Here is a 14,040-nt window from a genome sequence, read left to right on the forward strand (position 1 = left end):
CGGCCAAATAAGTTTTAAAATGTCAAACAACAAACCATTGGAATGATAAGGAAAAAAATATGGCACAATTTTTCGCTATTCATCCCGATAATCCCCAAGACCGCCTTATCAAACAAGCCGCCGATATTGTTCGCAGTGGCGGAGTTATTGTTTACCCTACGGATTCCTGCTATGCGTTAGGTTGCAAACTAGGCGATAAAAACGCGATGGAGCGCATTCTAACGATTCGCAAAATCGATCAAAAACACCATCTGACCCTGATGTGTGCCGATTTGAGCGAATTGGGTACTTACGCCAAAGTAGATAACGCCCAATTCCGCCAGCTCAAAGCAGCTACGCCCGGCAGCTACACCTTTATCCTGCAGGCAACCAAAGAAGTACCCAATCGCACGCTTCACCCCAAGCGCAAAACCATCGGCCTGCGTGTTCCCGATAACGCCACTGCCTTGGCACTTTTGCAAGAATTGGGCGAACCTATTTTAAGTTGCACCCTCATGCTGCCCGAAGACGACGAGCCATTGACCGATCCATACGAAATTCGAGATCGTCTTGAGCATGCTGTCGATTTGGTTATTGATGGCGGCTGGTGCGGTACTGAGCCGACGACAGTTATCGATATGACCGATGGCACTGAGCTGATTCGTCAAGGCAAGGGCGATATTGCCGTATTCGGCTTGTAAAACCATCCGCGTTTGTATTAAGTAGGGATATGCGTGTTCTTTCTATTATGTATTAAAAGTATATTGCCGATTTTATTGATAGCTTAAAAACCAAATTATTCAATTAAGTAGTTGTTCAATATCATTCCATTAAAGGCCGTCTGAAATGTTTTAGACGGCCTTTCTCTTGCATTTCTCAATAAATAATTCATTTTAAATAATATTCTAAATATTGGCATATGGTTTGCATGAGTTGTAGGAAAACGTTGCGTTGTTTACACCACAGATTGAGAAAAATAAGCCTGCAAGACCTCAAACGGCGTATCGCCGTTCAAACTGCGGTGCGGCTTCACAGTGTTATAGAAATTAACAAAGCGGCACAACTCCTTTCGCCGGTGTTCCGGACGGTCAAACAACTGTTTCTCATGCCACATCTCCATCAGGGTGCGGATAACCCGTTCCGCCTTACCGTTGGTCTGCGGATGGGCAACCCGGGTAAACTTTTGACCAATCCCGTTCTCATAACAGGCTACACCGAAAGCATGGTTGGCCGAGCCTTTATATTCCGTACCGTTGTCGGAGTAAACGCACTCAATCAGGTATGGGCAGGGATCAATCAGGTATTCGGTCAGAAACTTGGCGGCACTGTCTGCGGTTTTGTCCGGCAAAATGGCGGCGTATAGCTCCCTTGAGAAATCGTCGATGGCGACAAACAGGTAATCCCGCTTATCGGTGGCTTTCTACCCTTTGATCAGCGGCAGCCGTTTGGTATCGGGATGTACCGGCTCTCCGGGGTAGGATTTATTGTAGCGTTTGGCCTGCCTTTTGAGTTTTTCCTGAATGTCGCGTTCTACCTTGGCCGGGCGTTTCATTCCGTACTTTGCCTGTTTGAAACGGTTGTTGGTACTGGTTTGGGGTTTGAGCAGTCTGCCTCTTGCGGCTTTAAGTGCGCGGTAAATGGTGACGCGGCTGACTTGGTAGCGGCGTGCCGGGGAGGTGACGCTTTCCTTCCCCTGCGTGTAGGCCGGCCAAATGGCTTGGCGGTGGTGCGGGGTGAGACGGGTGTTTTTGTGCATGTTCATGTTTCAGTATTCTCCTGGAAATACTGTAAACAACGCTACTGGTTTCTACACCAAAGACGACATCCAAAAAGGTGTGGATGTCAAAACCACCGTTGACACCAAAGGCCTGGCCTTCAACGGCGACAGCAGCAGCACCAATGTCGAAAAACTCGACTCTACCGTGACCGTTGCCGGCGACGACAACATCACCACCGAAGCCCAAGACGATAAAGCGACCGTCAAGCTGAACAAAGACCTGGTAGTAGACAGCGTCAAAGCGGGTGACACTACCGTGAACAACGACGGTGTGACCGTTGCAGGTGGTTCTAGCCTGACCAAGTCCGGTATTGATGCTGCAGGCAACAAAGTGACCAACGTAGCCGACGGCGACCTCAATGCCAACAGCAAAGATGCCATTAACGGCAGCCAGTTGCACGCAACCAACCAAAACGTCGCCAACAATGCTACGACGATCGCTAAAGGTATTAACTTCGGCGGTACGACCGGCAGCAACAACTACGTGTTGGGTTCTACCATCAACGTCAAAGGCGACAGCAACATCATCAGCGAAACCGTAGCCGGTGGCGCACAGCTGAAGTTGGCTGACGAGATCAGCGTGAAGACCGTGAATGCCGATACCTTCAAAGCAGGCGATACTGTGATGAATAACGACGGCGTGAAAGTCGGCGATAAAGTTGCGTTGAACAAAGACGGTCTGACCGCAGGCAATACCGTGGTCAACAACGATGGTGTAACCATCGCTGCACCGACTGAAAGCAATCCGAACAACCAAGTCAAACTGTCTCCTGTCGGTCTAAACAACGGCGGCCAACGCATTACCAACGTGGCTCCGGGTAAAGACGGTACAGACGCGGCAAACGTGAACCAGTTGATTGGTTTGGGTACCGAGTTGCAGAACAACATCAACCAAGTAGGTAAGAAAGCCTACGCGGGTGTGGCCGGTGCGATTGCCCAAGGCTCGATTCCGCAAGTAACCCGTCCGGGTGCGACCGGTATCGGTGTCGGCAGCGGCTACTACGGTGGTCAGTCTGCCATGGCCATCGGCGTATCTGCGATGAGCGACGGCGGCAACTGGATTGTCAAAGGCAACTTCTCGGCCAATACCGACGGTCATGTCGGTGCCGGTGCGCTGTATCAGTGGTAAGTTGGCAATGACAGGCAACTAGATTTGCTGCCTGAATAGGGAGGCCGTCTGAAATTTTAGGTTTCAGACGGCCTTTTTTTCTAAAAACACTTGAATTTAGGCTATCTGAAACGATATGCTTCATCTATTTACCGCATGACTCTGAAAGAGAACAAATGAGCAAAACCATCCATTATTTGAAAGACTACACCGCGCCAGCGTACCGTATTCTGAAAACCGACCTGCATTTCGATATTTTAGAACCGCAAACCATCGTCAAATCCAGTCTGACCGTTCAACCTGAAAGAGCAGGGGAGCCATTGGTATTGGATGGATCGGCAAAACTGCTGTCTGTGAAAGTAAACGGCCAGACCGTAGATTATGTGTTGGAAGACGAAAAACTGACGATCGCAGGCGTGCCGTCTGAAAACTTTACGCTGGAAGTGGAAACTGAAATTCTACCGGCTGAGAACAAATCGCTGATGGGTCTGTATGCTTCCGGCGGCAATTTGTTTACCCAATGTGAACCGGAAGGCTTCCGCAAAATTGCGTTCTACATCGACCGTCCGGATGTCATGTCTAAATTTACCACCACCATCGTTGCAGACAAAAAACGCTATCCGGTGTTGCTGTCTAACGGCAATAAAATCGATGGCGGCGAGTTTTCAGACGGCCGTCATTGGGTGAAATGGGAAGACCCGTTTGCCAAACCGAGCTATCTCTTTGCTTTGGTGGCAGGCGATTTGGCGGTAACGGAAGATTATTTTACGACCATGAGCGGCCGTAAGGTCAAAATCGAGTTCTATACCACTGAGACAGACAAACCTAAAGTCGGTTTTGCCGTGGAATCGTTGAAAAATGCGATGAAATGGGACGAGACACGCTTCGGTTTGGAATACGACTTGGATATTTTCATGGTCGTTGCCGTGGGCGATTTCAATATGGGTGCGATGGAAAACAAAGGTTTGAATATTTTCAATACCAAGTTCGTGCTGGCCAATAGCCGTACCGCGACCGATACCGACTTTGAAGGCATCGAATCTGTTGTCGGCCACGAATATTTCCACAACTGGACGGGCAACCGCGTGACCTGCCGTGATTGGTTCCAATTGTCGCTGAAAGAAGGCTTGACCGTATTCCGCGATCAAGAGTTTTCCAGCGACCGGGCCAGCCGCGTGGTACGCCGTATCGACAATGTCCGCATGCTGCGCTTGTTCCAATTCCCAGAAGATGCGGGTCCGACTGCACATCCTGTCCGTCCGGCCAGCTACGAAGAAATGAACAACTTCTACACCATGACCGTCTATGAAAAAGGTGCGGAAGTAGTACGCATGTATCACACCTTACTCGGTGAAGAGGGCTTCCAAAAAGGCATGAAGTTGTATTTCCAACGCCATGACGGACAGGCTGTGACTTGTGATGATTTCCGTGCCGCAATGGCAGACGCAAACGGTATCAATCTTGATCAGTTCGCCTTGTGGTACAGCCAAGCCGGCACGCCGGTTTTAGATGCTCAAGGCCGTCTGAAAGATGGAGCATTTGAATTGACCATCAAACAAACCATTCCGGCCACGCCCGATATGGCGGACAAGCAGCCGATGATGATTCCGGTCAAAACCGGTTTGCTGAATGAAAAAGGCGAAGCGGTTGAGTTTGAATATCAAGGCAAACGTGTGAAAGAGGCGGTTTTGGTATTGACTGAAGCCGAGCAGACTTTTGTGTTAGGCAGCGTCAATGAGCCGGTTATCCCGTCTCTGCTGCGAGATTTCTCTGCACCGGTTACCCTGAACTATCCGTACAGCGAGCAAGAATTGGCCACTTTGCTGGCGGCAGATGAAAATGAGTTTGCCCGTTGGGAGGCTGCTCAAACCCTGTACCATCGCGCCATTAACGCCAATCGTCAGGCATTGGCAGAGGGCCGACCTTTGCCGGAACACAAAGCATTGATGGATGCTTTGGCTCTGGTGGTTTCCGGTGACTTTGATCCGGCATTCCGTGCCATTTTGCTGCAAATGCCGTCTGAAACCGATGTATGGGCGGAAGAAGAAAATATTGATCCGATTCAGGTTCATCAAGCGCGAGAAGCCTTGCTCAATGCCGTTGCCGTCAAGTTCCTGCCTCAATGGCGCGAGCTGAACCGTCAAGCTGCCGAGCAAGAAAACCAAGCCGATGCCGCTGTTCGTTATGAATACAGTCCGGAATTGGCCGGCTGGCGCACTTTGCGTAATGCTTGCAGGGCATTTATCCTTCGTGCTGACGCTGCGCATATCGAACACGTTGCGGAGAATTACGAAGCAATGGCACAAAACATGACCCACGAATGGGGTATCTTATCCGCAATCAATAGCAATGAAAGCGAAATCCGCGATCGTTTGTTGACACAATTTGCCGATAAGTTTGCCGATGATGCTTTGGTAATGGACAAATACTTTGCCCTGATTGCCTCAAGCCGCCGCAAAGATACTTTACAGCAAGTTCAGACGGCCTTGAATCATCCTAAGTTCAGTATTGAAAATCCAAATAAAGCCCGTTCTTTATTGATGAGCTTCAGCCGCAATATTCTGCACTTCCATGCAGAGAATGGTAGTGGATACCGTTTTGTTGCTGATAAAGTGATGGAAATCGACCGCTTTAATCCGCAAGTTGCCGCCCGACTGGTGCAGGCTTTCAACATCTGCAACAAATTGGAAGCCAACCGCAAAGCCGTTATGACCAAAGAGTTGCAACGCATCCATGCACAAGAAGGTTTGTCCAAAGATGTGGGCGAGATTGTCGGTAAAATTTTAAATGAGAAATAAAGCTTGTCTGTTGAACTTATTGTAATTTGGCAATAAGGATAGATAGACTAAAGGCCGTCTGAAACCGATTGGTTTCAGACGGCCTTTTTATATATCAACGCTTAAATTAATTTTCGTTGAGTGTAGGGAATAAGAATAAAAAAAGAGCCTGCATAAAACAGGCTCTTTTTCATACTAATCCGAAGATTAGAATTTGTGACGCAGGCCAACCAAACCAGAGATGGTTTCAACTTTGTGAGAGCCAGACTCAGCACCACGCAACCAGCCGGTAGAAACCAAAGCAGTAGTGCGTTTAGAGAAGTCGTAGTCAGCACCAACGATAACTTGGTCGTATTGAGTGCCTTTCAGTTTTTTGCCGTCAACTTTAGCTTTGAAGCCGTGAGCGTAAGAAACGCGAGGAGTTACGTTACCGGCGCGGTAAGCGGCAGTAGCAGCAACTTCAACAGTTTCAACACCTTTACCATCCAAGGTAGCATCAGTACCGAATACTACGTTAGAAGCATTAACTGGAGAAGTGGTTCTTTCGCGCATTTCTTTAGTTACAACGCCGTTAGACTGAGCTTGAGCGTAGTCACCTAATTTTTCCCAGTTTTTAGCGTATTGACCGGCTACAGATACAAACAGGTTGTTAGCATCGTAACCAGCTACCAAGCGTTGTACATGACCATCTTTGTGAGTAACCTTACCATTCTCGTCTGTAGTATCTACAGAGTTTTTACGAAAACCACCGGCGTATTGACCGAAGAAACCAGAGTTTTCGTAGTTCAGGCCAGCGTAGTAAGTGTCACGAGGAGCATCGTTGTGAGTGTATTTGTCAGAAGGGTTAGCGTTATCGCGTGGAGTGTATTGTACGCTTGCGCTGAAGCCTGCAAATACAGGGCTGTCGTAACGTACAGATACTGCACGTTTGTCAACGCGAGTGAATACAGACAGACCCAAAGCCCCATTGTTGCTTTCCCATTGGTCAGCATTATTGCTAGAGTCTTTAACAGTAGAGTTCAATTTACCGGCACGAACTTTACCGAAGCCACCTTCCAAACCGATGAAAGATTCGCGAGAAGCCCACTCTTTGTCGCCACCGGCGATAGAAGTTTTTTGTTCAACTTGCCAAATAGCATTCAGGTTGCTGCCCAAGTGTTCGTGGCCTTTGAAGCCGATGCGTGAGCCTAAGTCAGCGATTTCAGTAGCAGTTTTAGAGCTTTTCTCTTTACCCAGTGCAGTAGCGGTTTTTTCACCCAAATTTACTTTGGATACTTCAACGCCGGCTTTAATTTGACCGTACAGAGTTACGTCAGCCATAGCTGCAACAGGTAAAGCCGCCAGAGTCAGGGCAATCAGGGATTTTTTCATTGCTGTTTTCTTTTTTTAAGTGTGAAGAAGCGAGCATTCGTTCTTCTTATTACGATATCGTTCTGTTTCAACGATTCCATGACCATAATATAAAGGTTATGGCTTAAGAAAACAAATTTTCCTCTTGTTTTAGGCGTATTTTGTTGGGAAACGTTGTTTTTTGCAGACGGAGTAGGTATGGGAAATAGTTGTTTATTTCGTAATATGTTTTTTTAAAAGGAAAATTTTAGGAGAACCATAAAAGACGGCTTATTAAGTTTGGAGTTTAAATGTTGCTTATATTGTTTTCAGACGGCCTTGTTGAGTGAGATTTATAGTGTATTGGGTTTTAAAATTATAAAAACCTGCCTGAGTGATCAGGCAGGTTTCATTTGCTTGAAAGACAGATTAGTTTTTGTCTTGGTCAACCAGTTTGTTTTTAGCGATCCAAGGCATCATAGAACGCAGTTGTGCGCCCACTTTTTCGATTTGGTGGTCGGCAGTCAGGCGGCGGCGGGCAGTCATGCTGGCGTAGTTGACGGCACCTTCTTGGATGAACATTTTGGCGTATTCGCCGGTTTGGATGCGTTTCAAGGCGTTGCGCATGGCCTCGCGCGATTTGTCGTTGATAACTTCCACGCCAGTAACGTATTCGCCGTACTCCGCGTTGTTGGAAATGGAGTAGTTCATGTTGGCGATGCCGCCTTCGTAAATCAGGTCAACGATGAGCTTCATTTCGTGCAGACACTCGAAATAGGCCATTTCGGGCGCGTAGCCTGCTTCGGTCAGGGTTTCGAAGCCGGTTTTAATCAACTCGACCACACCGCCGCACAATACGGCTTGTTCGCCGAACAGGTCGGTTTCGGTTTCTTCGCGGAAGTTGGTTTCGATTACGCCGCCTTTGGTGCCGCCGTTGGCTGCTGCGTAAGACAGGGCGATGTCTTTGGCTTTGCCACTTTTATCTTGGTAAACGGCGATCAGGGAAGGTACGCCGCCGCCTTTCAGGAATTCACTGCGTACGGTGTGGCCTGGGCCTTTAGGGGCGATCATGATAACGTCGAGGTCGGCGCGAGGTACGATTTGGTTGTAGTGTACGTTGAAGCCGTGGGCAAACGCCAATACTGCGCCTTCTTTCAAGTTAGGCTCGATTTCGTTTTTGTATACGATAGGTTGGTTTTCGTCAGGCAACAGAATCATTACAACGTCGGCCGCTTTGGTTGCTTCAGCAACGGTGCGTACGTCGTGGCCGGCTGCTTCGGCTTTTTTCCAAGAGCCGCCTTGGCGCAGACCGATTACGACATTTACGCCGGAATCTTTCAGGTTTGCTGCGTGTGCGTGACCTTGTGAACCGTAACCGATGATGGCAACGGTTTTGCCTTTGATCAGAGAAAGGTCAGCGTCTTTATCGTAATAAACTTGCATTTTATTTCCTTAGTGTAAGAGGGTTCCGGATAATCCGGGTTGAGTTAAAAGTAATAGGGGCTTAAGCGGGGACTTGGTTCATCAAGACGATTTCCAATGCTTCGGTTTTCCCTTCGATGGATTTGACGAAGTTTTGGAAATGTTCGCTGGCATTGTGTTTGTCAATAGCTGCTTGGGATTTCCAGTTTTCTACGAATACGAAACGGTTGGGTTTGCCGATTTCTTGGTGCAGGTCGTAGCTGATGTTGCCTTCTTCTGCACGGCTGGCTTTGACCAATTCTTTAAACTGGGCAGCCAGAGCCTCGGTGTATTCGGGTTTGACGGTAACCAATGCAACGATTTGGATGCTTGACATATTTGTCTCCTACTGTTTTTCAGACGGCCTTTGTAGAAAGTAAAAGGCCGTCTGAACGATACAGCGTTAAATTTTCAAAATACGCTCACCACGGCCGATACCGGCTGCGCCTGTGCGTACGGTTTCCAAAATTTGAGCACGACCGACTGTTTCGAGGAAAGAGTCGAGTTTTTCGGTAGAACCTGTGATTTCGATGGTGTAGCTGCGGTCTGTTACATCAATGACGCTGCCACGGTAGATTTCGGTCAATCGCAGGAATTCGTCACGGTCTTTACCTACGGCGCGGACTTTTACCAACATCAGCTCGCGTTCGACAAAACGGCTTTCGTTCAAATCGACCACTTTGATAACTTCAATCAGTTTGTTGAGTTGTTTGGTGATTTGCTCGATAACGTGTTCGTCGCCATGGGTAACGATGGTCATGCGAGACAAGGTTTTGTCTTCGGTTGGTGCAACAGCCAGGGAATCGATGTTGTAATCGCGTGCGGAGAACAAACCTACCACACGGCTCATCGCACCTGATTCGTTTTCCATCAGAATAGATAAGATATGTCGCATTTTTCTCTCCTTACGCTGACAATGTTTCGCGCATATGCGGCGGCAGAACCATTTCGTCCAAACCTTTGCCGTTGCCGACCATAGGCAGCACGTTTTGTTTTTTGTCGGTCAAGAAATCGAGGAATACCAGGCGGTCTTTTTGGTTTAATGCTTCCAGCAACGCCCCTTCGACATCGGATTTCTTGTCCACACGGATGCCGATATGGCCGTAGGCTTCAGCCAGTTTGACAAAATCAGGCAATGAATCGAAATAGGTTTCTGATTCACGGTTGCCGTAATAAAGCTCTTGCCATTGGCGGACCATGCCGAGGTAGCCGTTGTTCAGGGTAACGACGTTAACCGGAACACGATATTGGAAGCAGGTCGACAACTCTTGGATGTTCATCTGAATCGAGCCTTCGCCGGTGATACAGAATACATCTTGATCAGGAGCAGCCAGTTTCGCGCCGATGGCATATGGCAGACCGACGCCCATTGTGCCTAAACCGCCGGAATTGAGCCATTGGCGAGGACGCTCGAATGGGTAATATTGGGCGGTAAACATTTGGTGTTGACCGACGTCGGAAGTGATGATGGCAGAATTATTGGTGATTTCGGCCAGTTTTTGAATAACGTATTGCGGTTTGATGATTTCGCTTTCATTATCAAACCACAGGCAGTTGCGCGAACGCCATTCTTCAATGCTTTTCCACCATTTATCCAATGAGTCGGCTGCAGGTGCAGATTCTTGCTTGCCCCACAATTGAATCATTTCGGACAATACGTTTTTCACGTCGCCGACAATCGGGATATCCACTTTGACGCGTTTGGCAATGCTGGACGGGTCAACGTCGATATGAATAATTTTTTTTGGCTTTTTCAAAGAATTTGGACGGTACAGAAATCACGCGGTCATCAAAGCGCGCACCGATTGCCAGTACAACGTCCGCATTCTGCATGGCGAGGTTGGCTTCATAAGTGCCGTGCATACCCAGCATACCCAAGAATTGGCGGTCGCTGGAAGGGTATGCACCCAAGCCCATCAATGTACCGGTACAAGGAGCGCCGATCATGCGGACGAATTTGGTCATTTCCTCAGAGGCATTGCCCAAAACCACGCCGCCGCCAAAGTAAACAATTGGGCGTTTGGCGGAAGCCAGCATTTGTACGGCTTTTTTGATTTGACCGATATGGCCTTGTACAACCGGTTGGTAAGAGCGGATGAAGATGTCTTCTTGCGGATAGCTGAATTTAGCCATTGCTTGGGTAACATCTTTAGGAACATCGACAACAACGGGCCCCGGACGGCCGCTTGCGGCGATTTGGAAAGCTTTTTTGATGGTGTCTGCCAACTCAGCGATATTGGTTACCAAGAAATTGTGTTTGACACAAGGGCGGGTAATGCCGACTGTATCCACTTCTTGGAATGCGTCTGTCCCGATAAGGGAGTTGCCCACCTGGCCGCTGATGACTACCAACGGAATGGAGTCGCTGTAAGCGGTGGCGATACCGGTCAGCGCATTGGTTACGCCTGGGCCGGAAGTTACCAAGGCAACGCCGACTTTGCCGCTGACACGGGCATAGGCATCTGCCGCATGTACGGCTGCCTGCTCGTGGCGAACCAGGATGTGCTTGAATTTATTGAGTTGGAAGAGGGCATCGTAGATTTCGATAACCGCGCCGCCCGGATAGCCGAATACATACTCGACACCTTCGGCTTTGAGACTTTGCACGATGATTTGTGCGCCAGATAATTGCATATTGACCTCTTTTATATGGCCTCAAACCAATAGGAACAATCCGCCTCACCACAGCACCTGTAATGCAATTCCACCAAGCAGCGATTTAGGGTACGCGCACTGAGGGAATACGATGACAGTCAGATTATCCAAGCAATTGGGAAGAAACACAGAGTTTGTGAAAAAGAGTAGAAACGATAACGCAATCCGACTGTACAAGCAAGATAAAATCTTTCATCTTTTAACGTTTAAGGAGTGAAAATAGATTATCGTTTGATTTTAAAGAAATAAAAAAACAGTTTTATTGAGCTTGATGTGGGGAGATTGTTGACAGTTTGAGTAAGGAGAAGGTTTTGCAAATGAAGAATAGCAAAAAACCTCTTGACCGAATCAAGAGGTTTTTTTAATTTGGTGCCCAGGGTCGGACTCGAACCGACACACCTTGCGGCGGGGGATTTTGAGTCCCCTGCGTCTACCAATTTCGCCACCTGGGCTAGCGAAGAAGTCGTCATTATAGCGAGTTCTCGAATCTTGTAAAGCAGTAATTGAAAAAAAATTGGATTATTTTTATATTTGTTTGATTTTTAATGAATTAAACTTTTTACGTTTGATGACTATCTAAATGGAAGGCAGATTTTTAAAACAAAAAAAGCAGTATTTATCTGTAAAAAGGGCTACATTTAATGTGTCAAACGCGTTAATATGAAGATGTTTTGTTTTTATATCGGCCGGGCAGTTATTTGGCCGCACTTATTTGAAACGGTTTTGGAGAAAATTTATGCTTTCCGTTACACGAACTTTCCTACTCAGTGCTTTTGCGTTGGCTGCTCTGGCTGCTTGTCAGCCTAAAGAGGAGGCCAAAGAGGCTTCTTCGACACCTGCCGCTTCTGCTGCGCCTGCTGCTTCCGGTGAGTCTGCGCCCAAAGTGCAAGCGCGCGGTACCGATATGCGCAAAGAAGACATTGGTGGCGACTTTACATTGACCGATGGCGACGGCAAACCTTTCAGCCTGAGCGATTTGAAAGGCAAAGTGGTTATCCTGTCTTTCGGTTATACCCACTGTCCTGACGTATGCCCAACCGAGTTGCTGACTTACAGCGACACGTTGAAACAATTGGGCGATCAGGCTAAAGACGTGAAAGTAGTATTTGTCAGCATCGACCCTGAACGCGATACACCTGAGGTAATCGGCAAATACGCCAAACAGTTCAACCCTGATTTTATCGGCCTGACGGCAACCGGCGATCAAAGCCTGCCTGTCATCAAACAGCAATACCGTGTGGTATCGGCTAAAGTCAACCAAAAAGAAGACAGCGAAAACTATTTGGTCGATCACTCTTCAGGCGCATATTTGATTGATAAAAACGGCGAAGTGGCAATTTTCTCGCCTTATGGCAGCGAGCCGGAAACGATTGCGGCTGATGTAAAAACTTTATTGTAAAACCGTGGTTAAGGCCGTCTGAAATGGGTTGTGGATTTCAGACGGCCTTCTTGTTTTTGATACGGCAAAGGAGAAGAACAAAATGACCGACACACTTTTAACGGTTGCTTTATCCAAGGGACGAATTTTTGAGGAAACCCTGCCACTGTTGGCCGCCGCCGGTATTGTGCCTGCAGAGGAGCCGGAAAAATCGCGCAAGCTGATTATTGGCACGAATCATGACAACATTCGTTTGGTGATTGTACGTGCAACCGATGTGCCGACTTATGTGCAGTATGGTGCGGCGGATTTCGGTATTGCCGGCAAGGATGTGTTGATTGAGCATGGCGGAGATGGCCTGTATCAACCTTTGGATTTGCACATTGCTTCATGCCGCATGATGGTTGCAGTAAAAAAAGGTTTCGATTACGCCGCTGCTTCCAAACCCGGCAGCCGCTTGCGGATTGCCACCAAATATCCAGACATCGCCGCCGAACACTTTGCCGACAAGGGTGTGCATGTGGACATCATCAAACTGTACGGCTCGATGGAGCTTGCGCCTTTGGTCGGTCTGAGCGACGCGATTGTCGATTTGGTTTCCAGCGGCAATACTTTGAAAGCCAATGGTTTGGAAGCTGTAGAACATGTGGTTGATATTTCCAGCCGCTTGGTGGTCAACAAAGCGGCCTTGAAAACCAAATATGCGCTGTTGAATCCGATTATTCAGGCATTTGAAAATGCCGCCAAGGCCGTCTGAAAAGTTTTTGGCAAAACCTGTCTGCCAACCCAGTTTGAAAGCCCCGTCATGATGCAAAGCAAACCGACACTCGATACGATTCTTTCTCATCGTTCCATCCGCAGGTTTACTTCCGAGCCGATTGCCGATGAAATCCTCGATACGCTGGTTCGCGCCGGACAGCAGGCTTCGACTTCCAACAATCTGCAATGCGTTTCCATCATCCGCGTATCCGATCTTGCGCTGAGGCAGGGGATACATGAAGCGGCAGGAAGTGCACCTTATATTGTCCATTGTGCGGAATTTTTACTGTTTTGCATCGATTTTTCCAAACACAAGGCGATGTTTCCCGATGCGCAAATTGATTGGGCGGAAGTCACCCTGATTGGTGCGGTCGATGCAGGTATTATGGCGCAAAACGTATTGCTTGCTGCCGAATCGCTTGGGCTGGGCGGCGTGTATATCGGCGCGTTGCGCAATGATGCGCAAAAAGTATCGGACGTGTTGAACCTGCCGGATTATTGCGTGCCTTTGGTGGGGCTGTGCCTCGGTTATCCCGACCAAGACCCGCCGCTCAAACCGCGCCTGCCTAAGGAAATGGTGTATGCCGAAAACGCTTGTCCGAGCCTGAATGCTGAGGCGGTTGAAGCCTATAATCAGGCAGTGGCGGATTATTATGAGTTACGCAAGGGCAGCCCGATACCTTGGAAGGAATCGCTGGCCAAAACCTTGGGTAATCCTGTACGGCCGCATATGTTGGCGTTTTTGCAGAAAAAAGGTTTTTTGAAAAGATAATGTTCAGACGGCCTGTGTGTGGCTGAGGCCGTCTGAAAACAATAG

Annotated in this window: 10 protein-coding genes, 1 tRNA gene and 2 pseudogenes; 6 read left to right on the plus strand and 7 right to left on the minus strand. The window is 48.2% G+C overall.

From position 1 onward, the window contains the following. Positions 1-59: 59 nt before the first annotated feature. On the plus strand, positions 60-680 hold the full coding sequence (locus FAH67_RS00495; protein WP_003680049.1) for an L-threonylcarbamoyladenylate synthase: 621 nt from the start codon (positions 60-62) through the stop codon (positions 678-680). Positions 681-884: 204 nt separating this feature from the next. On the opposite strand, the pseudogene FAH67_RS12360 reads toward FAH67_RS00495, so the two are convergent. Continuing rightward, a pseudogene (locus tag FAH67_RS12360) lies at positions 885-1,741 on the minus strand (integrase core domain-containing protein). On the opposite strand from FAH67_RS12360, the gene FAH67_RS00505 reads away from it, so the two are divergent. Both FAH67_RS00505 and pepN read left to right on the plus strand, forming a co-directional pair. Beyond that, positions 1,740-2,885, plus strand: coding sequence for a YadA family autotransporter adhesin (locus FAH67_RS00505; protein ID WP_167480500.1), 1,146 nt, complete (start codon positions 1,740-1,742; stop codon positions 2,883-2,885). The pseudogene FAH67_RS12360 and the gene FAH67_RS00505 sit on opposite strands and share 2 nt — an antisense overlap. Before the next feature lie 155 nt (positions 2,886-3,040). Continuing rightward, the gene (pepN, locus tag FAH67_RS00510; RefSeq protein WP_003680042.1) at positions 3,041-5,662 is read left to right on the plus strand and encodes an aminopeptidase N; all 2,622 of its coding nucleotides are present in this window, start codon (positions 3,041-3,043) and stop codon (positions 5,660-5,662) included. Positions 5,663-5,848: 186 nt separating this feature from the next. Here the strand turns inward: pepN and porB are convergent, their stop codons facing one another. The 6 genes and pseudogenes from porB to FAH67_RS00540 form a co-directional block, all read right to left on the minus strand. Continuing rightward, positions 5,849-7,012, minus strand: a complete 1,164-nt coding sequence (gene porB / locus FAH67_RS00515) for a trimeric porin PorB (protein ID WP_003680041.1) — start codon at positions 7,010-7,012, stop codon at positions 5,849-5,851. 387 nt (positions 7,013-7,399) lie between these two features. Beyond that, complete coding sequence (gene ilvC, locus FAH67_RS00520) at positions 7,400-8,413, minus strand: ketol-acid reductoisomerase (RefSeq protein WP_003680040.1); 1,014 nt, start codon at positions 8,411-8,413, stop codon at positions 7,400-7,402. 61 nt (positions 8,414-8,474) lie between these two features. Beyond that, positions 8,475-8,768 (minus strand): putative quinol monooxygenase, encoded by a 294-nt coding sequence (locus FAH67_RS00525; RefSeq protein ID WP_003680039.1) that lies wholly within the window; start codon positions 8,766-8,768, stop codon positions 8,475-8,477. Between the two features lie 66 nt (positions 8,769-8,834). Next, the gene (gene ilvN, locus FAH67_RS00530; protein WP_003685820.1) at positions 8,835-9,326 is read right to left on the minus strand and encodes an acetolactate synthase small subunit; all 492 of its coding nucleotides are present in this window, start codon (positions 9,324-9,326) and stop codon (positions 8,835-8,837) included. Positions 9,327-9,336: 10 nt separating this feature from the next. Continuing rightward, a pseudogene (gene ilvB / locus FAH67_RS00535) lies at positions 9,337-11,065 on the minus strand (biosynthetic-type acetolactate synthase large subunit). Positions 11,066-11,453: 388 nt separating this feature from the next. Further along, positions 11,454-11,538, minus strand: a tRNA-Leu gene (locus tag FAH67_RS00540). A gap of 284 nt (positions 11,539-11,822) precedes the next feature. Here FAH67_RS00540 and FAH67_RS00545 point away from each other — a divergent pair. From FAH67_RS00545 to nfsA, 3 genes are all read left to right on the plus strand, one after another. After that, positions 11,823-12,485: an SCO family protein gene (locus FAH67_RS00545; protein WP_003680035.1), complete on the plus strand. Its 663-nt coding sequence runs from the start codon at positions 11,823-11,825 to the stop codon at positions 12,483-12,485. An 82-nt stretch (positions 12,486-12,567) separates the two neighbouring features. Next, positions 12,568-13,221: an ATP phosphoribosyltransferase gene (gene hisG / locus FAH67_RS00550; RefSeq protein ID WP_039863755.1), complete on the plus strand. Its 654-nt coding sequence runs from the start codon at positions 12,568-12,570 to the stop codon at positions 13,219-13,221. 48 nt (positions 13,222-13,269) lie between these two features. Then, positions 13,270-13,995 (plus strand): oxygen-insensitive NADPH nitroreductase, encoded by a 726-nt coding sequence (gene nfsA / locus FAH67_RS00555; protein ID WP_003680031.1) that lies wholly within the window; start codon positions 13,270-13,272, stop codon positions 13,993-13,995. The last annotated feature ends 45 nt before the right edge of the window (positions 13,996-14,040 follow it).

Origin of the sequence: Neisseria flavescens (assembly GCF_005221285.1) — a bacterium.
GTDB classification, from domain to species: domain Bacteria; phylum Pseudomonadota; class Gammaproteobacteria; order Burkholderiales; family Neisseriaceae; genus Neisseria; species Neisseria flavescens.

Excerpts from the sequence above, each read along its gene's own strand:
- FAH67_RS00495 (WP_003680049.1), top strand. The coding sequence starts at position 60 with ATGGCACAATTTTTCGCTATTCATCCCGATAATCCCCAAGACCGCCTT.
- nfsA (WP_003680031.1), top strand. The coding sequence starts at position 13,270 with ATGATGCAAAGCAAACCGACACTCGATACGATTCTTTCTCATCGTTCC.
- ilvC (WP_003680040.1), bottom strand. The coding sequence starts at position 8,413 with ATGCAAGTTTATTACGATAAAGACGCTGACCTTTCTCTGATCAAAGGC.
- porB (WP_003680041.1), bottom strand. The coding sequence starts at position 7,012 with ATGAAAAAATCCCTGATTGCCCTGACTCTGGCGGCTTTACCTGTTGCA.
- ilvN (WP_003685820.1), bottom strand. The coding sequence starts at position 9,326 with ATGCGACATATCTTATCTATTCTGATGGAAAACGAATCAGGTGCGATG.
- hisG (WP_039863755.1), top strand. The coding sequence starts at position 12,568 with ATGACCGACACACTTTTAACGGTTGCTTTATCCAAGGGACGAATTTTT.
- FAH67_RS00525 (WP_003680039.1), bottom strand. The coding sequence starts at position 8,768 with ATGTCAAGCATCCAAATCGTTGCATTGGTTACCGTCAAACCCGAATAC.
- FAH67_RS00505 (WP_167480500.1), top strand. The coding sequence starts at position 1,740 with ATGTTTCAGTATTCTCCTGGAAATACTGTAAACAACGCTACTGGTTTC.
- pepN (WP_003680042.1), top strand. The coding sequence starts at position 3,041 with ATGAGCAAAACCATCCATTATTTGAAAGACTACACCGCGCCAGCGTAC.
- FAH67_RS00545 (WP_003680035.1), top strand. The coding sequence starts at position 11,823 with ATGCTTTCCGTTACACGAACTTTCCTACTCAGTGCTTTTGCGTTGGCT.